This window comes from Asanoa ishikariensis, from assembly GCF_900107455.1.
Lineage (GTDB): Bacteria > Actinomycetota > Actinomycetes > Mycobacteriales > Micromonosporaceae > Asanoa > Asanoa ishikariensis.
In genome coordinates, this window is the sequence record NZ_FNQB01000002.1 from 1,172,106 (window position 1) to 1,190,218 (window position 18,113).

At 71.3% G+C, this 18,113-nt stretch carries 18 protein-coding genes and 1 riboswitch; of the genes, 12 read left to right on the forward strand and 6 right to left on the reverse strand.

The annotated features are described in order from the left end of the window. Window positions 1-25: 25 nt before the first annotated feature. Window positions 26-553, reverse strand: coding sequence for a hypothetical protein (locus BLV39_RS19790; RefSeq protein ID WP_090794470.1), 528 nt, complete (start codon window positions 551-553; stop codon window positions 26-28). A 132-nt stretch (window positions 554-685) separates the two neighbouring features. On the opposite strand from BLV39_RS19790, the gene thyX reads away from it, so the two are divergent. The 5 genes from thyX (at window position 686) to BLV39_RS19815 (ending at window position 5,741) form a co-directional block, all read left to right on the forward strand. Further along, window positions 686-1,429, forward strand: a complete 744-nt coding sequence (thyX, locus tag BLV39_RS19795) for an FAD-dependent thymidylate synthase (RefSeq protein ID WP_090797562.1) — start codon at window positions 686-688, stop codon at window positions 1,427-1,429. 71 nt (window positions 1,430-1,500) lie between these two features. Continuing rightward, window positions 1,501-2,409: a 4-hydroxy-tetrahydrodipicolinate synthase gene (gene dapA, locus BLV39_RS19800; RefSeq protein WP_090794473.1), complete on the forward strand. Its 909-nt coding sequence runs from the start codon at window positions 1,501-1,503 to the stop codon at window positions 2,407-2,409. Then, window positions 2,406-4,094, forward strand: coding sequence for a ribonuclease J (locus tag BLV39_RS19805; RefSeq protein WP_090794478.1), 1,689 nt, complete (start codon window positions 2,406-2,408; stop codon window positions 4,092-4,094). The genes dapA and BLV39_RS19805 overlap by 4 nt, the downstream gene beginning before the upstream one ends. A gap of 7 nt (window positions 4,095-4,101) precedes the next feature. Continuing rightward, the gene (locus tag BLV39_RS19810) at window positions 4,102-5,010 is read left to right on the forward strand and encodes an aminoglycoside phosphotransferase family protein (RefSeq protein ID WP_090794481.1); all 909 of its coding nucleotides are present in this window, start codon (window positions 4,102-4,104) and stop codon (window positions 5,008-5,010) included. Beyond that, a complete protein-coding gene (locus tag BLV39_RS19815; RefSeq protein ID WP_090794486.1) occupies window positions 4,986-5,741 on the forward strand; it encodes a phosphotransferase enzyme family protein in 756 nt (251 codons plus the stop codon). Before BLV39_RS19810 ends, BLV39_RS19815 begins: the two co-directional genes overlap by 25 nt. A 52-nt stretch (window positions 5,742-5,793) precedes the next feature. On the opposite strand, the gene BLV39_RS19820 is transcribed toward BLV39_RS19815, so the two are convergent. Beyond that, entirely contained in the window at window positions 5,794-6,579 is a 786-nt protein-coding gene (locus BLV39_RS19820) for a hypothetical protein (protein WP_090794490.1), read from the reverse strand. A gap of 66 nt (window positions 6,580-6,645) precedes the next feature. Beyond that, window positions 6,646-7,176 (reverse strand): GNAT family N-acetyltransferase, encoded by a 531-nt coding sequence (locus BLV39_RS19825; RefSeq protein ID WP_090794494.1) that lies wholly within the window; start codon window positions 7,174-7,176, stop codon window positions 6,646-6,648. 113 nt (window positions 7,177-7,289) lie between these two features. On the opposite strand from BLV39_RS19825, the gene gad reads away from it, so the two are divergent. The 3 genes from gad to BLV39_RS19840 are packed head-to-tail and all read left to right on the forward strand — an operon-like array spanning window position 7,290 to window position 9,984. Continuing rightward, window positions 7,290-8,681 (forward strand): glutamate decarboxylase, encoded by a 1,392-nt coding sequence (gene gad, locus BLV39_RS19830; RefSeq protein ID WP_090794497.1) that lies wholly within the window; start codon window positions 7,290-7,292, stop codon window positions 8,679-8,681. Window positions 8,682-8,694: 13 nt separating this feature from the next. Then, on the forward strand, window positions 8,695-9,531 hold the full coding sequence (locus tag BLV39_RS19835) for a class II glutamine amidotransferase (RefSeq protein WP_090794499.1): 837 nt from the start codon (window positions 8,695-8,697) through the stop codon (window positions 9,529-9,531). A 54-nt stretch (window positions 9,532-9,585) separates the two neighbouring features. Beyond that, entirely contained in the window at window positions 9,586-9,984 is a 399-nt protein-coding gene (locus BLV39_RS19840) for a DUF2784 domain-containing protein (protein WP_090794502.1), read from the forward strand. Here the strand turns inward: BLV39_RS19840 and BLV39_RS19845 are convergent. Together BLV39_RS19845 and BLV39_RS19850 are read right to left on the reverse strand one after the other, a co-directional pair. Next, entirely contained in the window at window positions 9,981-11,537 is a 1,557-nt protein-coding gene (locus BLV39_RS19845; RefSeq protein ID WP_239083834.1) for a type III secretion system chaperone family protein, read from the reverse strand. The genes BLV39_RS19840 and BLV39_RS19845 overlap by 4 nt on opposite strands. After that, window positions 11,534-11,962 (reverse strand): YbjN domain-containing protein, encoded by a 429-nt coding sequence (locus BLV39_RS19850; protein WP_239083833.1) that lies wholly within the window; start codon window positions 11,960-11,962, stop codon window positions 11,534-11,536. The genes BLV39_RS19845 and BLV39_RS19850 overlap by 4 nt, the downstream gene beginning before the upstream one ends. Window positions 11,963-12,127: 165 nt before the next feature. Here BLV39_RS19850 and BLV39_RS19855 point away from each other — a divergent pair, with 165 nt between their 5' ends. Then, entirely contained in the window at window positions 12,128-14,626 is a 2,499-nt protein-coding gene (locus tag BLV39_RS19855; protein WP_090794508.1) for an FtsK/SpoIIIE family DNA translocase, read from the forward strand. On the opposite strand, the gene BLV39_RS19860 is transcribed toward BLV39_RS19855, so the two are convergent. Continuing rightward, entirely contained in the window at window positions 14,577-14,852 is a 276-nt protein-coding gene (locus tag BLV39_RS19860) for a CBU_0592 family membrane protein (RefSeq protein WP_090794512.1), read from the reverse strand. The genes BLV39_RS19855 and BLV39_RS19860 overlap by 50 nt on opposite strands. 7 nt (window positions 14,853-14,859) lie before the next feature. Next, window positions 14,860-14,930, reverse strand: a riboswitch (guanidine-III (ykkC-III) riboswitch). A gap of 92 nt (window positions 14,931-15,022) precedes the next feature. Here BLV39_RS19860 and BLV39_RS19865 point away from each other — a divergent pair. The 3 genes from BLV39_RS19865 to pgsA are packed head-to-tail and all read left to right on the forward strand — an operon-like array spanning window position 15,023 to window position 18,080. Next, window positions 15,023-15,943, forward strand: coding sequence for an NAD(P)-binding domain-containing protein (locus tag BLV39_RS19865; protein WP_090794515.1), 921 nt, complete (start codon window positions 15,023-15,025; stop codon window positions 15,941-15,943). Between the two features lie 23 nt (window positions 15,944-15,966). Then, window positions 15,967-17,451 carry a 30S ribosomal protein S12 methylthiotransferase RimO gene (gene rimO / locus BLV39_RS19870; RefSeq protein ID WP_090794518.1) on the forward strand — a complete coding sequence of 495 codons (1,485 nt, stop codon included), beginning with the start codon at window positions 15,967-15,969 and terminating at the stop codon, window positions 17,449-17,451. Continuing rightward, window positions 17,448-18,080 (forward strand): CDP-diacylglycerol--glycerol-3-phosphate 3-phosphatidyltransferase, encoded by a 633-nt coding sequence (pgsA, locus tag BLV39_RS19875; RefSeq protein ID WP_090794521.1) that lies wholly within the window; start codon window positions 17,448-17,450, stop codon window positions 18,078-18,080. The genes rimO and pgsA overlap by 4 nt, the downstream gene beginning before the upstream one ends. Window positions 18,081-18,113 lie beyond the last annotated feature (33 nt).

The following is an 18,113-nucleotide window of genomic DNA, read 5'->3' on the forward strand; positions in this document are numbered from 1 at the left end:
TCGGGAGGGGTGGACGAGCAAAGACTCAGGCGCGGCCGTAGCCGGTGATGTGCCGGCGACCGCGGCCGGGCGGAGTGGCCCAGCCACCGGGAGGCGGACCCTGCGGCGGGGCGCCGGCGACGGCCGAGGCGATCGCCCGGACCAGCCAGGCGTTGACGGAGATGCCCTCGCCGGCCGCGGAACGCTCGACGGCGTCCTTGAGCCCCTCGGGCAGGCGCAGGGTGATCCGGGTGACGTCACCGCTGGCGTCAGGTGACGTCGCAGCGGCACCCGGCGGGGTGGGCGGTGCCGGCGGCTCCGGGGGCTGTGGCAGGTGCTCGGTGACCACGAGCTCCGGCTCGCGGCCGCGTAGTCGCAGCTCGACGCTGGCCGCGCTGAGCTTGGTGGTGACCTCGTCGGCAGCCTGGGCGAGCGCGTCGAGGAGGGCCAGCCGGGCGGCGGCGTCGATCGAGCCGCTCAGCAGCTCGGCCGCGCGAGCCACGTCGGGCCCGCCCGGCGCCGCTGCCGCGTTGAGATCGCGGCGGAGGCTTTCGACGAAAGGTGCGATGTCCATGACGTCACTATGCCATCGAAGTGACGTCACTGCAAGACACAATGACGGCACCGTGGTGTCGTGAACCGGTCCCCGTGGGGCAGGGTTAGAGTCTGGCGAGTCGTGCGAGGCAGAGGGGGCGCCGTGCCTGAGATCGTTCCGCCGCAGGTCAGGATCATTGCCTGGACCCATTTCGAGGCCCCGGATGACGTGCCGTGGAGCACTGACGCCGACGGCGGCCAGGCGCTCGCGGAGTTCGCCGGGCGGGCCTGCTACCAGTCGTGGAAGAAGCCGAACCCGGCCACCGCGACCAACGCGGGTTATCTGGAGCACATCCTCGACGTCGCGCACCTCTCGGTGCTCGAGCACGGGACCGTGACGTTCTACCTCAGCGGCGTCTCCCGCTCGTTCACCCACGAGCTGATCCGGCACCGGCACTTCTCGTACTCGCAGCTCTCCCAGCGCTACGTGCCCGGCCGGGACGCGGCGATGGTCGAGCCCGCGGTGATCGCCGCCGACCCGGACCTGCACAAGACCTTCGTCGAGGCGGCCGAGGCCAGCGTGCGGGCCTACAACGAGCTGCTGGAGGGGCTGGAGCAGAAGTACGCCGACGAGCCCAACGGCACGCTGCGTCGCAAGCAGGCCCGCCAGGCGGCCCGGGCGGTGCTGCCCAACGCGGCGGAGACCCGGATCGTGGTCACCGGCAACTACCGTGCGTGGCGACACTTCATCAACCTGCGCGCCACCGAGGCCGCCGACGTGGAGATCCGCGAGGTCGCCGTCGAGTGCCTCCGGCAGCTCCAGGGGGTCGCGCCGAACGTGTTCGCCGACTACTCGATCACCACGCTGCCCGACGGCTCCGAGGTCGCGTCGAGCCCGTACGCCGACCGCTCCTAGCACCCCGGCCCGGGGAGCAAACCCGACCGGACGAGACCGGCGCCGACCAGGCTTCCGCTAGGTTTGTCAGCATGACGCACGAGCACACTGTCGCGCGCCCGTTCGGTGAGCTGATCACGGCCATGGTGTCGCCGTTCACCGCCGACGGCGCGCTCGACCTCGACGGTGTCCAGCGCCTGGCGGCCCACCTCGTCGACGAGCAGGGCAACGACGCGCTGGTGATCAACGGCACGGCCGGCGAGTCGCCGACCACGACCGACGCCGAGAAGGAGGCCCTCGTCCGGGCCGTGGTCGAGGCGGTCGGCGACCGGGCCAAGGTGCTCGCCGGTGTAGGCACCAATGACACCCGGCACACGATCGAGCTCGCCCTGAGCGCCGAGAAGGCGGGCGCGCACGGCCTGCTGGTCGTGACGCCCTACTACAACAAGCCTCCGCAGGCCGGCCTGCTCCGCCACTTCACCGCGGTGGCCGACGCCAGCGGGCTGCCGATCCTGCTCTACGACATCCCGCACCGCAGCGGCGTGCCGATCGAGACCGAGACGCTGGTCCGGTTGGCCGAGCACCAGCGCATCGTGGGCGTCAAGGACGCCAAGGGCGACCTGGTCGCGACCTCGTGGGTGCTGGCCCGCACCGACCTCGCCTACTACTCGGGCGACGACGCCGGCACGCTGCCGGCGCTCGCGGTGGGCGCGGTCGGCATCGTCGGCACCTCGACGCACTTCACCGGCCCTCAGACCAAGGCGATGATCCAGGCGTACGCGCGCGGCGACGTCGCCGAGGCACTCGCCCAGCACCGCCGCGTGCTGCCCCTGTTCACCGGCATCTTCCGTACCCAGGGAACGATCCTGGTCAAGGCCGGCCTCGCCCTCGCGGGCCTGCCGGCCGGCCCGGTCCGCTCACCCCTGGTCGACGCGACGCCTGAGCAGGTCGAGCAACTGCGCGCCGACGCCGCCGCGTGCGGACTGGAGTTCCCTGCATGACACTCGCGCACCTCGAGCTCGAACCCCCGCCGCCGTTGCCGGCGGGTGGCCTGCGGGTCACCCCACTGGGCGGCCTCGGCGCCATCGGCCGCAACATGACCGTCTTCGAGTACGACGGCAAGCTGTTGATCGTCGACTGTGGAGTGCTGTTCCCCGATGTGGAGCAGCCCGGCGTCGACCTCATCCTGCCCGACTTCGCGCCGATCCTCGGCCGCCTCGACGACGTGCAGGCGATCGTGCTCACGCACGGCCACGAGGACCACATCGGCGCGGTTCCGTACCTGCTGGCCCACAAGTCCGACATCCCGCTGGTGGGCTCGCAGTTCACCCTGGCGTTGGTCGAGGCCAAGCTCCAGGAGCGGCGGATCGAGCCCTACACGCTGACCGTCACCGAGGGGCAGCACGAGCGGCTCGGCCCGTTCGACGTCGAGTTCTTCGCGGTCAACCACTCGATCCCGGACGCGATGGCGGTGGCCATCCGCACGCCGGCCGGGCTCGTGCTGCACACCGGCGACTTCAAGATGGACCAGCTACCGCTCGACGGCCGGATCACCGACCTCGCCGGCTTCGCCCGGCTCGGTGCCGAGGGCGTCGACCTGCTGCTCTCCGACTCGACCAACGCCGAGATCCCGGGCTTCGTGACACCGGAGCGGGAGATCGGCCCGGTGCTCGACGCCATCTTCGCGAAGGCCCGCGGCCGGGTCATCGTCGCGTCGTTCGCCTCCCACGTGCACCGCGTGCAGCAGGTGCTCGACGCCGCCGCGCTGCACGGCCGGCAGGTCGCGTTCATCGGTCGCTCGATGGTGCGCAACATGGGCATCGCCCGCGACCTCGGCCTGCTCCGGATCGAGCCGGGGCTGGTCGTCGGCATGGACGAGGCCATGCAGGCGCCGCCGGAGCGGATCGTGCTGATGTCGACCGGTTCGCAGGGCGAGCCGATGAGCGCGCTCGGCCGCATGGCCAACGGTGACCACCGGCACATCACGATCGCCCAGGGCGACACCGTCGTGCTGGCGAGCTCGCTGGTGCCGGGCAACGAGACCTCGGTCTACCGGGTGATCAACCGGCTCTCCCGGGCCGGTGCCAACGTCATCCACAAGGACGTCGCCAAGGTGCACGTCTCGGGCCACGCACCGGCCGGTGAGCTGCTCTACCTGCTCAACGTGGTGCGGCCGAGCAACCTTTTGCCGGTGCACGGCGAGTGGCGGCACCTGCGCGCGCACGCCCGGATCGGCGTCGAGTCCGGCATCGCGCCGGAGAACGTGGTGCTCTGCGAAGACGGCGACGTGGTTGACCTGGTCGACGGCCAGGCCCGGCTGGTCGGGCACGTGCCCAGCCGCTACATCTACGTCGACGGGCTGGCCGTGGGCGACATCGGCGAGTCGCTGCTGACCGAGCGCCGCATGCTGGGCGACGGCGGTTTCATCGCCGCCACCGTGGTGATCGACTCGGTGACCGGCAAGGTGGTCGGCGGCCCGGCCGTGTCGGCCAAGGGCTTCTCCGAGAACCCCGAGGCGTTCGACGCGGTCATCCCGCTGATCACCGAGGCGCTGCTGCGGGCCGCGGCGGACAACATCACCGACCCGCACCAGCTTCAACAGTTGGTACGCCGGACGGTGGGCCGCTGGGTCAACGACACGTACCGCCGCCGCCCGATGATCGTGCCGACCGTGGTCGAGGTCTGAGCCGGAGATGCACGCGGGCGAGTTCCCGATCAGCGCCGAGCTGGTCGCGAAGCTCGTCGCTGCTCAGTTCCCGGAGTGGTCCGGGCGACCACTGACCCGGGTCACCTCGTCCGGCACGGTCAACGTGCTGTTCAGGCTCGGCGACGACCTGGTAGTCCGGCTGCCCCGGGTGGACTGGTCACTCGGCGACATCGAGACGGAGGCGACCTGGCTGCCCTGGCTCGCGCCGCGGCTGCCGGTCACCATCCCGACACCGGTCGCGGCCGGCGCGCCCGGCGAGGGGTATCCCTGGCCGTGGGCGATCTACCGCTGGCTGCCCGGTGCCGTGCCGGTCGAGGGCAGGCTGGCGGACCCGCTCGGGCTGGCCGCCGACCTGGCCGAGTTCGTCAAGGCCATGCGCGCGGTCGACCGAGTGGCATTGCCGGGAAGCCCGCCGGCGGCGTATCGCGGTGGCGGCCATTCGTTGCTTGACGAGACTGCCCGCAACGCGCTCGACGGTCTGGGTGGGCAGCTCGACGCGGACACGCTGGCGGCGGCTCGGGAGGCCTGGGCGGCGGACCTCGCGGTGCCGGACTATGCCGGGCCGCCGGTCTGGCTGCACGCCGACCTGATGCCGGGCAACCTGCTGGTCGACCCGCGCGGCCGGCTGACCGCCGTGATCGACTTCGGCACCCTCGGCGTCGGTGACCCGTCGTGTGACCTGATCGTCGCGTGGAACCTGCTCACGCCCGAGGCCCGGGCCGCGTTCCGGGCCGCGCTCGACGTCGACGAGCCGACCTGGCGGCGCGGCCGCGGGCGCTCGCTGGCGATGGCGTTGGGCTCACTGGTCTACTACCACGAGACCAATCCGCCGTTCGCGGACAACGCCCGCTACGTGATCCGCGAGGTGCTGTGCGACCTGTCGAGGAGCCGCTGACCGGCAACGTCACGGCGGGCATCGTGCGCGTCGGCGACACCGTCCGGCGCCCGGTCGGGCCGCACACCGACGCCGTCGACGCGCTGCTGCACCATCTGCACGACGTGGGCTTCACCGGCGCACCCCGGCCGCTCGGTCGGGACGAGCAGGGCCGCCAGGTGCTGGAGTTCGTGCCCGGCGAGTCGACGATGGACATCGACCCGCGCGACCTGCCGGACCTCGGCGGGCTGCTGCGCGACCTGCACGCCGCGACGGCGGAGTTCACGCCGCCGCCGGACGCGGGTTGGCACATCGAGATACCGCCGGTCGGGGTGCCGGGCTCGCCGGTCGGCGAGGTGATCTGCCACCACGACGCCGCGCCGTGGAACCTGGTCCGCGCCGAGCGCGGCTGGGTGCTGATCGACTGGGACAACGCGGGTCCGGGCTCCCGGACCTGGGAAGTCGCCTATTCGGCGCTGACCTGCTGCGGGATGCGCCCCGACCGCCCGGTCGAGGAGTCGGCGGCCCGGCTGCGGTCCTTCGTGGACGGCTATGGGCTCGACCCGGCGCTGCGGCCGGCCCTGGCGGGACTGCTCGGGGTCAACGCGGGCGCCATGTACGACCTGCTGGCGACCGCCGCCCGCGACGGCCGCCAACCTTGGGCCCGGATCTACACCGAGGACGGCCCGTACTGGCGCGGCGTCGCCGACTACCTCGACAGCAACGTCGCAGCGTGGCGCGCTGAGCTGTAAGGAAGGGACCCTTGTTAACGCTATCCGTTAATAGGGGTCCCTTCCTTGCTCCTCATCCCTGGCTGAGGAGCAGCCCGACTTCCTTGGCCCGGTCGCCCAGCACGGCCCGCAGCAGGTCGGCCTGTTCTTCCGGGGTGGCTACGGCGCCGAGCCGGTCGATGACCTGGTCGTCGACCGTGTCGATCGCCGCGCGGCTGTCCGCGAGTCCGGCGTCGATCTGGTCGAACTCGCCGCGAAGCTGTGCGGCCACGGCCTCGTCGACGCCGGCCAGCGCGGTGAGCACCGCCGACATCTTCTGTTCGAGGGCGACGCGGGCCGCCTTGGCCACGTTCTGCTCGACGCGGGTGCTGCCGTTGCTGATCTTGAATGTGATCTTGTCCAGGTCCTGGTAGAGACCCAGCGCCCGGAAATTGGCGCTGGTCAGAGCGTCGCGGTCGCGGGCCTCGAACATGTCGTCCTCCTCGGTGAACCAGGGTTTGGTGCTGCGCTCGTGCGACTGCCGGGTGTTGAAGTGCACGTGCTCGGTGTGCGGACTGGTCCCGGTGTACGGGCGCCACGTGCCCAGCCCCCAGGACCGGCTGGTGATCCGCCGGTTGTAGATCACGTACTGGATGGACTCGTGCCTGATGGCGGCGTTGATGACCTTCGGCACGTCGACCCCGTCGACGTCCATGTCCCAGGCGTCGACGGAACCGTCCTTGTCCGGGTTGTGGTCGGAGTCGGTCTCCTGGTGGGCCGCGTCGCCGATGGTGCCGTCCGAGGTCTTGTCGCGCCGCGGCCAGCGGCTGTTGACCTCGTTGCGGAAGCGGGTCAGGGCGGGGTTCAAGAACCAGGCCATAGGCCCGAAGCTACCGGTCCACACCGGCCATTCGAATCCCCCGACAGCAGGACAGCGGGACAACCGTCAGCCTTGCCACTCGTCCGCGACCAGCCCGAACACCGCCTCGTCGAGGAACGCACCGTCCACCCAGGAGTTTTGGCGCAGCGTGCCCTCGCGGCGGAAGCCGACCCGCTCGGCGGCGGCGACCATCGCGGCGTTGTCGGCCAGCGTCTCGAGTTGGAGCCGGTGCAGGCCACGCACCCGGAAGCCGTAGCGGCAGAGCACCCGGACGGTGTCGACGCCCAGCCCGGAGCCGCGGACCGCCGGACGCAGTGAGATGCCGACGTGGCCCGACCGGTTGTGCAGGTCGATGCCCCAGAGCAGCGCGTCGCCGGCGAGCTCGCCGTCGGCCAGCCGCACGACGCTGAAGATGGCCGCGTCGGCGCTGGGTGCCGACGGTGTGAACGGGGACTCCGGCAGGCCGGGCGGGATCGGGCGCCAGGCCCGGCCGTCGGCCCGCGACCGGGTCGCGACATCGTCGTAGAGGTCGGCGTGCAGCACCGGCACGTCCTCGTCGTGTCGGGCCCGCAACAGCACCTTCTCGCCACGCAGCATGCGGCGTTAGTACCGGACGCCGGTGGCCGTGATCAAGCGAGTAACCGAATCCGACATCTTGCGCGAGCCCGGCGCAATAGCCTGAACGGGTCGGATCGCCCCAGGGAGGCCGGATGTCGCTGTACGCCGGGAAGCCGCCGGAGCCCCGGCCGAGCCACCGGGCCGGCAACGTCGTCGCCACGGTCGCCAACCCGAACTACGGCCGGGAGTTGACGGTGCCGGTCGCCGCGCTCGGACCCGATCCGGTGCCGGCCGAGGTCGCGTACCAGCTCATCCACGACGAGCTCCTGCTGGACGGCAACGCGGCGCTGAACCTGGCGACGTTCGTGACCACCTGGATGGAGCCGCAGGCCGGCGTGCTGATGACCGAGTGCGCCGACAAGAACATGATCGACAAGGACGAGTACCCGCTGACCGCCGAGATCGAGCGGCGGTGCGTGGCGATCCTGGGCGACCTGTGGCACGCGCCCGACCCGGTGGCCACCATCGGCTGCTCGACCACCGGGTCGAGCGAGGCCTGCATGCTCGCCGGCCTCGCGTTCAAGCGGCGCTGGGCCAAGAACTCGATGGGAGCGCGGCCCAACCTGGTGATGGGCGGCAACGTCCAGGTGTGCTGGGAGAAGTTCTGCAACTACTGGGAGGTCGAGCCCCGGATGGTCCCGATGGCCGGGGACCGGTTCCACCTGTCGGCGCAGGAAGCGGTGGCCCGCTGCGACGAGAACACCATCGGCGTGGTCGCGGTGCTGGGTTCCACCTTCGACGGATCGTACGAGCCGGTGGCGGAGATCGCCGCCGCCCTCGACGAGCTCCAAAAGACCCGCGGCTGGGACATCCCGATCCACGTCGACGGCGCGTCCGGCGGCATGATCGCCCCGTTTCTCGACCCCGATCTGGTCTGGGACTTCCGCCTGCCCAGGGTCGCCTCGATCAACACCAGCGGGCACAAGTACGGCCTGGTCTACCCCGGCGTCGGCTGGGTGCTCTGGCGGGAGAAGCACCTGCTCCCCGAGGAGTTGATCTTCAACGTGAACTACCTCGGCGGCAGCATGCCGACCTTCGCGCTCAACTTCTCCAGGCCCGGCGCCGAGGTGATCGCGCAGTACTACATGTTCCTGCGGCTGGGCCGCGAAGGCTTCCGTGCGGTGCAGCAGGCGTCCCGGGACGTGGCCACCTACCTGTCCGGGAAGATCGCCGACACCGGGGAGTTCCGGTTGGTCAGCCGGGGCGACGAGCTGCCGGTGTTCGCGTTCACCACGGCGCCCGACGTCACCGCGTACAACGTCTTCGACGTGTCCCGGGCGCTGCGCGAACGCGGCTGGCTGGTGCCGGCTTACACGTTCCCGAAGAACCGCACCGACCTCGCGGTGCTTCGCGTGGTGGTGCGCAACGGCTTCTCCCACGACATGGCCGACCTGCTGCTCGACGACCTCGGGAGGGCGTTGCCCGACCTCAAGAAGCAGTCAGGGCCGATCCGCAGCGGCGCCGACGAGTCGTTCCACCACTGAAGGGACAACAACCGTGTGTCGCTGGCTGGCCTTCTCCGGCTCACCGCTGCTGATCGACGCGTTGCTCTACCGGCCCAAGCATTCTCTGATCGACCAGAGTCAGCACGCCGAGCTCGGTGCGGAGACGACCAATGGGGACGGATTCGGGCTCGGCTGGTATCCGACCGACCCGGTGGCCAAGCAGACACCCGGCACGTTCCACGGTGTCGGGCCGGCCTGGAGCAACCGCAACCTGCGTGACCTGGCCGAGCACCTCCGCTCGCCGTTGTTCTTCGCGCATGTGCGGGCCTCGTCCGGCGCGCCTGTGCAGGAGACCAACTGCCACCCGTTCCGGCACGATCGCTGGCTCTGGATGCACAACGGCTCGATCCGGGACTTCAGCCGGCTCAAGCGGGACCTGCTGCTGGAGGTGGACCCGGAGCTCTACCCGCTGATCGAGGGCAGCACCGACTCGGAGGCGATGTTCTACCTGGCCCTGACGTACGGGCTGCGGGACGACCCGGTCGCGGCGGTGGAGCGGATGGTCGGGTTCGTCGAGTCGACCGCCGCCCGGCACGGCGTCTCCGACGCGGTGCAGATGACCGTGGCCACCACCGACGGGGAGCGGATCTGGGCGTTCCGCTACTCGACCGCGCACCAGTCCCGCACGTTGTTCTACTCGCAGACCGTCGACGGCCTGCGTGCCGTGCACCCCGAGGTGGAAGCGCTGCGGCTGCTCTCGGACCAGGACCGGCTGGTGGTTTCGGAGCCTTTGGGTGTAATGCCGGATGCGTTCAAAGAGGTGCCGGAGTCGAGCTACAGCATCATCTACGACGGTCAGGACGAGATGTCCGCCTTCAACCCGCGCTGAGCTGGGTTCGCGTACTCGCGAAATGGCCGGCGGATCCGTCATACGCTCGCGATCGTGGGGTGGAAAGAGCTCGCGACCGTGTTCCTGGGCCTGCACTTCGCCTTCGTGGCCTACGTGCTGTTCGGCGGCTTCCTCGCGTGGAAGTGGCCGAAAGCGATCTGGTTCCATCTGCCCGCGGTCGGGTGGGGCATCGCGCTGATCGGCTTCGGGCTCAACTGCCCGCTGACGTACGCCCAGAACTGGGCGCTCGGTCACGCCGGTGAGCCTCCGCTGACCCGCGGGTTCGTCGACACCTACATCGAGGGAATCCTCTATCCCGAGCGGTACGTGCACGTCGCCCAGGCGATCTTGGCATTGATCGTGCTGGTCTCGTACGTGGGCTTCTTCGTGCTGCGGCGCCGCCGGAAGTCCCGCGCCGAGGCAGTCTCGATGCGCGGCCAGCGGGTGTCTTAGGGCAGATCCGCCACGGCCGCCGCGAACGTGGTGCCGGTCGCGATCGCCGCGTTGACCAGGCTGGCCAGTTGGCCGGTCGTCGCGCCGTGCTCCAGGTCAGTGGTCACCTCGCCGGCCAGCAGCAGGAGGCCTTCGCCGCCGTCGTGCACGTACACCTTGGGCATCAGCTTGTCGTGGTTCCAGGCGTTGCAGAACGCGTAGGCCTCGACCAGCCGGTTGGCCGGCAGCCGGCGCTCGGCCACCACCCGCACCTGGAGGATCTCCCGGCGCTCGCCCAACCGCTCGAACTGGATGTACGCGCCCGGCCAGCGGCCGCCGACCATCCCGTCCTCGTCGACCGTGAAGTGGTCGCCCCGGGCGTCCAGCACCTCGATGATCGACTCGAGGGTCAGCGGGCCCAGCGGCGTGTCGCCAAGCTCGTCGAGCCGGATCGTGCCGCCGCTGACCACGGGCAGCTCGGCCAGCCAGTCGCCGACCAGCCGGGACTGGTGGTCGGTCCCGTTGCGGTTGTCGAACCGGGCCGCCAGCGTCGCCGCCACGGCCGCGAGCACCGTGCCCAGCTCGCGCACCGAGAGGTCGGCGGCCGGCCGCTCGCCGTGCGTGGGCCGGTGCACCCGCCGGTCGCCCAGCCCCTCGGCCGTGGCCCGCCGGCAGACCAGCGTGCCGGCCGCCGCGAAGCGCATCGCGGACAGCTCGTCGTACGGGTCGTCCAGGTCGCCGATGTGGGTGGTGAGCAGGTCGACGCCGCGGCCCGCCAGCCCGGCCAGCGCGCAGAACCGCAGGTGGTCGGCGAGCATCGGGAACGACGACCGGTCCAGCCGGTGCCCCCGGTAGGCGCGCAGGTGCGCGGTCACCGCCTCGTCGACCCGGCCCAGGTGCAGGTAGGGGATCATCAGCGCGGCCAGCGCCCGTTCCGGCTGCTCGGGGCAGGAGGTTCCGGCCCGCAGCACGGGTTCGGCCGCGTCCACCGCCGCCTGCCAGTCGCCCCAGGCCGCGTGCAGGAACGCCTGGTCGGCGGGGTAGCAGGACGGGCAGAAGCCGGCGTCGCCGGGCTGGCCGTCGGAGAACCACTCGCTGTCGCCGACCGCCGGCAGCTCCGCCGTGCAGCGCGCCAGCCACGCTCTGGCCGCGGGCAGGTCGCCCAGGTGGTCGGCGAGCTCCGCGCGCATCCGGTGGATCGCGAACAGCGGGCGTTGGTCTTCGCGGAACCGGCGCTCCAGGTCGTCGAGCAGCGCCTCGGCCTCGGCCCGCCCGACGCCGGGCGACGCGCGGAACGTGCCGACCGCCCACAGGTGGTAGTAGCGCAGCAGGGCCAGCTCGGAGTCCGAGAACAGCAGGGGCTCGCGGTCGGCCGCGGCCCGGCACCACGCGAACAACCCGAGCACCCGGGCCGGCTCGGCGGCGTCGAGGCAGGCGTCGATCAGGTCGAGCCGCGCCTCGAAGCCGAGCCGCACGTCGCCGGCCCGGTCGGCCGCGGCCACCACGGCGTCGAGCTCGGCCAGCTTGGCGGGGCCGGGCGGCAGGTCGCGGGCGTCGGAGAGGGCGTCGCTCACCAGGTCAGCCCTTCCAGCGAGTCGGCGAGCTGGCATCCGCTGCTGATCCCGCAGGCCAGCAACTGGTCGAGCTGGTAGCTGGTGACGCCGTGATCGAGGTCGGCCACCACCTCTCCGAGGACGCGTACGGTGCCGTCGTCGTTGACGTGCACGAACGCCTTCGGCCACAGCTTGTCCTGGTTCCAGCCGTTGCAGAACTCGTAGAGCGGCAGCACGTCGTCGATCCCGAAGACCCGGCTGGCCAGCGTGCGGATCTGGAGGATCTCGCCGGACCGGCCGAGCCGGAAGAAGTAGATGAGGTTGTCGTCCCACCGGCCGACGAGGTCGCCGTCGGCATCCTGGGTGAACGCGTAACCGTGCCCGTCGAGGATGCCCGCGATCAGCTCGTTGGACAGCGGCAGCAACGTTCCGCCCGGCGACTCCACGCGAGCGATAGTAGGCGCGCGGCGCGGCGGTCAGCCAGTGCCGACGAATGTTAGGAAGGGACCCTTCCTATGCGGAAAGCGTTAATAAGGGACCCTTGCTTAAACCTGAGGGGATATCGCGGCGTGGCGCGTGGCGCGTGACCTGTGGGCCCTTACCGTGAGACCATGCCAGGTCGTGCGACGCAGACCAACCGGCGTCGCACAGCGACGTCGAGCCGGGCGAGCACGACCACGCGCGGTCGCACCACCAACACCACCGCGGCGGCCCGGGCCCGCCAGCAGGCCTATCGGCGGCGGCAGCCCAACGGCTTGGGTGTGCTGGTCGGCCGGGCCGGCGGCGCGCTCTGGATGGGGCTCGCCCACAGCGTCGGCTGGATGGTCCGGGGTCTCGGTCGGCAGGCCGCCACGGCCCGCGAGCTCGACCCTGAGCACCGTCGCGACGGTGCCGGCCTGTTGCTGCTCGGCCTGGCCATCCTGACCAGTGTCGCGGTGTGGTTCTCCTCGGCCGGCCCCGTCGGCCAGCGGATCGAAGACGGCATGCGGCTGTTCATCGGCGCGATCGCCGTCGCGTTGCCGGTGTTGCTGCTGTTCTGGGCGATCCGGCTGATGCGGCCGCTGGTCGAGCCCGAGCACCGCGGCCGGGGCCTGGTCGGCTGGGGCTCGGTGCTGATCGCCGCGGCGGCGATCCTGCACATCAGCCAGTCGCCGATCGACACCGCACAGCGCGACCACGCCGGCGGCCTGGTCGGTGCCGCGGTCGGCTCGGCGCTCGAGCGCGCTTTCACCCAGTGGGTGGCGGTGCCCCTGCTGGTCCTACTGCTGTTCTTCGGCGTGCTGGTGGTCACCGCGACCCCGATCAGCAAGGTGCCGGAGCGGATCGGGCTGCTGTTCGCGGTGCTGCTCGGCCGGCCGCTGCCGGCCGAGGAGCTGGATCCGGAGCCGTTCGACGAGGAAGACGAGCAGCCGGTCGCCCGGCGTAAGCCCGCCCGCCGGCGGCAGGGCACCAAGGTGCTCGGCCTCGGCGACGACGACCCGCTCGACGTGGACGACGAGGTCATGCACGACACCGTCGCGCTGCCCCGCTCCAAGTCGGGCAAGCCGGTCAAGGTGCCCGCGGTGCGCAAGCAGGCGCCGCAGCCGCCGGTGCACTCGCCGCTGCCGACCCGGGCCGAGCAGCTCGCGATCGACGCGGTCGAGGGCGCCTACCTGCTGCCTCCCGCCAACCTGCTGCGAGGCGGCAGCGCGCCGAAGACCCGCAGCAAGGCCAACGACGAGGTGATCGCGGCGCTGACCGGGGTCTTCGAGCAGTTCGACGTCGACGCCGCGGTGACCGGCTACACCCGCGGCCCGACGGTCACCCGCTACGAGGTGGAGCTCGGCCACGGCGTCAAGGTCGAGCGGATCACGCAGCTTTCCCGCAACATCGCGTACGCGGTGAAGTCGCCGGACGTGCGGATCCTGAGCCCGATCCCCGGCAAGAGCGCGGTCGGCGTGGAGATCCCCAACTCCGACCGGGAAGACGTGGCGCTCGGCGACGTGCTGCGCTCGCACGCGGCCACCTCCGACAACCACCCGATGGTGGTCGCGCTCGGCAAGGACATCGAGGGCGGCTACGTGGTGGCCAACCTCGCCAAGATGCCGCACATCCTGATCGCCGGCGCCACCGGCGCGGGCAAGTCGTCCTGCCTCAACTCGCTGCTGGTCTCGATCCTCAGCCGGGCCACCCCCGACGAGGTGCGGCTCGTGCTGATCGACCCGAAGCGCGTCGAGATGACCTCCTACGAGGGCATCCCGCACCTGGTCACGCCGATCATCACCAATCCCAAGAAGGCGGCGGACTCGCTCGACTGGGTCGTGCGCGAGATGGACATGCGCTACGACGACCTGGCTGCCGCCGGTGTACGCCACATCGACGACTACAACCGCAAGGTGCGGGCCGGACAGATCAAGCCGCCGCCGGGCAGCGAGCGGGAGATCCGGCCTTATCCCTACCTGCTGGTCGTCGTCGACGAGTTGGCCGACCTGATGATGGTCGCGCCGCGCGACGTCGAGGACTCGGTCGTCCGGATCACCCAGCTCGCCCGGGCCGCCGGCATCCACCTGGTGCTGGCCACCCAGCGCCCGTCCGTCGACGTGGTGACCGGCCTGATCAAGGCCAACGTGCCGTCCCGGCTGGCGTTCGCCACCTCGTCGCTGGCCGACTCGCGGGTCATCCTCGACCAGCCCGGTGCGGAGAAGCTGATCGGCCGGGGCGACGGGCTGTTCCTGCCGATGGGCGCCTCGAAGCCGGTCCGGATCCAGGGCGCCTGGGTCGGCGAGGGCGAGATCGCCGACATCGTCAACTTCTGCAAGAAGCAGCGCGAGCCGGAGTTCCGGCCCGACGTGCTGACCAAGGTCGAAGACCCGAAGAAGAAGATCGACGAGGACATCGGCGACGACCTCGACGTGCTGATCCAGGCGATCGAGCTCGTGGTCACCTCGCAGTTCGGCTCGACCTCGATGCTCCAGCGCAAGCTCCGGGTCGGCTTCGCCAAGGCGGGCCGACTCATGGACCTCATGGAGACGCGCGGCATCGTCGGGCCGTCCGAGGGTTCGAAGGCGCGCGACGTGCTGGTCAAGCCTGATGAGTTGGAGGAGGCGCTGGCCGGTCTCCGCGTCGAATGACCCGGGCGACCAGCGACGCCGCCGAGACGATGGCCCAGGTGCCCTCCAACAGGAGGAAACCCCAGCTCTGCTGCGACAGCGCGATCACGGCCAGGATGGCCGAGCCGACAATGTTGAGCACCAGGTAGGGCACGGAGTGGGCGTCCAGCTTCCCGAGCTGCGACGCGGCGAAGCCCGCGAGGATGAGCAGCGAGCCGATGATCTCGACGATGTCCAAAATATGCATAGTTTGGTGCGCGCCGTCTTTGCTCGACCGGGTACGGAGCGCCACTCGTCCGGGGTGGACGCGGGGTGGCGCCACCGGTTCTAGACCTTAGCGGGTTCATCCACCCGGTGGGATTGGTCACCGCGTGGTTGTTTGACCTCAACCAAGGTTCAACATCGAGGATTGATCCCGTGCCATTGCTGTTGACCGATGCCGACGTGGCCGCTCGGCTGGACGCGGCCACCGCCGTCGCCGCGATGCGCGACGCGCTGGTCGCCGCCCACGAGGGCCGGCTGATCGCACCGCCCCGGGCCAGCGCCGTGCTCGAAGGCGGCCGGCTGGTGATGACCGCGGGCCATCTCGCCGACGAGTGGTACGGCTTCCGCTCCTACGACACCTTCGGGCACGCCGACGGCGAGCAGCTAGTGGTGCTGCACGACGCCTGCGACGGGCGGATTCGGGCCATCGCGGTCGGCGAGGAGATCGGGTCCCGGCGCACCGGAGCCCTCGGCGGCGCGGCCGTCGACCTGCTGGCCCGGCCCGACGCCACCACGATCGGGGTGATCGGCTCCGGGCGGCAGGCGTGGACGCAGCTCTGGGCGGCCGCGGCGGTGCGCCCGGTGCGGGCGGTGCGGGTGTTCAGCCGGTCGGCGGCCCGCCGGTCGGCCTTCGCGGCGCGGGCGCGCGCCGAGTTGGGGATCGCGGCCACGGCCGTCGACTCCGCGGCCGAGGCGGCGCGCGGGCAGGACGTGGTGATCGTCGCCACCACCAGCGAGCGGCCGGTGCTGGCAGCGGCCGACCTGGCGCCCGGCGCACACGTCAACCTGGTCGGGTTCAAGCAGCGGGGGCGGGCCGAGTTCGGCTCGGACGTGCTGGCCCGGGCCGCCCTGATCGCCACCGACTCACCGGCGCAGGCGGTCGCGTACGAGCCGCCGCTGCTCTGTGGGAACCCGGCGGACCTGCGCTCGCTGGGCGCGGTCGCGGTCGGTGCGGCGCCCGGGCGGGGCTCGGCGGAGGAGGTCACCGTGTTCCTGTCCGTGGGACTGGCGGGCACCGAGGTGTTTCTGCTCGACCGGGTGGCCGCGCTGCTGACGTCCGCGGACGTGGCGTAAGCACCGCCCGGTACCCTCGTTAGGTGTCCGCTTCCTCCTCGACCGATGCCACCCGTCGCCGGGTCGCGCTGCTGACCCTGGGCTGCGCCCGCAACGAGGTCGACTCCGAGGAGCTGGCCGCCCGATTGCATGGCGGTGGCTGGGATGTGACCACCGACGGCGAGGGTGCCGACGTGGTCCTGGTCAACACCTGCGGTTTCGTCGAGAAGGCCAAGCACGACTCGATCCAGACGCTGCTCGCCGCCGCCGACACCGGCGCCAAGGTGGTCGCCGCGGGGTGCATGGCCGAGCGCTACGGCAAGGAGCTGGCCGACAGCCTGCCCGAGGCCGAGGCGATCCTGAGCTTCGACGACTACCCCGACATCGCCGCCCGGCTCGACGCGGTGCTGGCCGGTGAGACGATCAGCCCACACGTCCCGCGCGACCGCCGCGAGCTGTTGCCGCTGACCCCCGTCGAGCGCCGTGCCGCCGCCGTGGTGCAGCCCGGGCACGCGGTCGTCGACGAGCACACCCCGGCCCACCTGCGCACCGTGCTGCGGCGTCGGCTCGACACCGGCCCGGTCGCGTCGCTCAAGCTGGCCAGCGGGTGCGACCGGCGGTGCACCTTCTGCGCGATCCCCGCGTTCCGCGGCGCGTTCGTCTCGCGTACCCCCGACGAGCTGTTGGCCGAGGCCGAGTGGCTGGCCGGCACCGGCGTCCGCGAGCTGGTCCTGGTCAGCGAGAACTCGACTTCCTACGGCAAGGACCTCGGCGACCAGCGGGCGCTGGAGAAGCTGCTTCCGCAGCTCGCCGCGGTCTCCGGCATCGTCCGGGTGCGGGTGAGCTACCTCCAGCCGGCCGAGACCCGGCCCGGTCTGGTCGAGGCGATCGCCACCACGCCCGGCGTCGCGCCCTACTTCGACCTGTCGTTCCAGCATTCCAGCGAGCCGGTGCTGCGCCGGATGCGGCGGTTCGGCTCGACGGAGCGGTTCCTGGAGCTGCTGTCGTCGGCCCGGTCACTGGCGCCGTCGCTCGGAGCCCGGTCGAACTTCATCGTCGGCTTCCCGGGCGAGACTCGGGCCGACTTCGACGAGCTGGTCCGGTTCCTCACCGAGGCGCGGCTCGACGCGATCGGCATCTTCGACTACAGCGACGAGGACGGCACCGAGGCGGCCGGCTTCGCTGACAAGGTCAAGAGCGCCACGATCAAGCGGCGGCTCGACAAGCTGAGCGCGCTGGCCGACGAGCTCTGCTCTCAGCGGGCCGAGGACCGGCTCGGCAGCACCGTCGAGGTGCTGGTCGACACGATCGAGGACGGCGTGGTCGAGGGCCGCGGCGCACACCAGGCGCCCGAGGTCGACGGCTCCACCACCCTGGTCGCACCCGAAGACGGCTCGGTCGACCTGGCCGCGCTTCAGCCCGGCGACCTGGTCCGCGCCCGAGTGGTCTCGTCCGAGGGTGTCGACCTCGTGGCGGTCCCCGTCGAGATGGTGAGCGCGGCTGCGGGCTCCTCGGGGGTCCGCGGGTGACCGGGGCCTCTGACCCCGCACCGACGACCGTCGCACCCATCCTCAATGCCGCCAACGGCCTGACCGCACTGCGCCTCCTGCTGGTGCCGGTCTTCGTCGCGCTGGTGGTCACCTCACAGCTCGAGCACACCGGCTGGCGGATCGCGGCCTGCCTGACGTTCGCGTTCGCCTCGGCGACCGACCTGGTCGACGGCTGGATCGCCCGCCGGTACGGCCTGGTCACCCCGTTCGGCAAGGTCGCCGACCCGATCGCCGACAAGGCCCTGACCGGCGCGGCCCTGGTCCTGCTGTCCTGGTACGACGCGCTGCCGTGGTGGGTGACGGTGCTGATCCTGGTCCGCGAGTGGGGCATCACGCTGATGCGGTTCTGGGTGATCCGCTACGGCGTGATCGCCGCGAGCCGCGGCGGCAAGCTGAAGACCGCACTCCAGATCGTCGCGATCGCCTGGTACCTGTGGCCCGTCCCGGACGTGGTGCAGCCCGTCGGTCCTTGGATCATGGGCGCGGCCGTCGTGGTCACGGTCGTCACGGGCCTCGACTACGTCCTCCAGGCGATCCGCATGCGCCGCGCGGCCCGTCCGGCGCCGCCCGCCGACCACCCGGCCGACTCCGCGGACTCGACCGCCTGAGTGCAAGGAAGGGACCCTTGTTAACGCTTTCCG

Excerpts from the sequence above, each read along its gene's own strand:
- gad (WP_090794497.1), top strand. The coding sequence starts at position 7,290 with ATGTCGCTGTACGCCGGGAAGCCGCCGGAGCCCCGGCCGAGCCACCGG.
- BLV39_RS19810 (WP_090794481.1), top strand. The coding sequence starts at position 4,102 with ATGCACGCGGGCGAGTTCCCGATCAGCGCCGAGCTGGTCGCGAAGCTC.
- BLV39_RS19860 (WP_090794512.1), bottom strand. The coding sequence starts at position 14,852 with ATGCATATTTTGGACATCGTCGAGATCATCGGCTCGCTGCTCATCCTC.
- BLV39_RS19790 (WP_090794470.1), bottom strand. The coding sequence starts at position 553 with ATGGACATCGCACCTTTCGTCGAAAGCCTCCGCCGCGATCTCAACGCG.
- BLV39_RS19855 (WP_090794508.1), top strand. The coding sequence starts at position 12,128 with ATGCCAGGTCGTGCGACGCAGACCAACCGGCGTCGCACAGCGACGTCG.
- BLV39_RS19820 (WP_090794490.1), bottom strand. The coding sequence starts at position 6,579 with ATGGCCTGGTTCTTGAACCCCGCCCTGACCCGCTTCCGCAACGAGGTC.
- BLV39_RS19805 (WP_090794478.1), top strand. The coding sequence starts at position 2,406 with ATGACACTCGCGCACCTCGAGCTCGAACCCCCGCCGCCGTTGCCGGCG.
- dapA (WP_090794473.1), top strand. The coding sequence starts at position 1,501 with ATGACGCACGAGCACACTGTCGCGCGCCCGTTCGGTGAGCTGATCACG.
- BLV39_RS19825 (WP_090794494.1), bottom strand. The coding sequence starts at position 7,176 with ATGCTGCGTGGCGAGAAGGTGCTGTTGCGGGCCCGACACGACGAGGAC.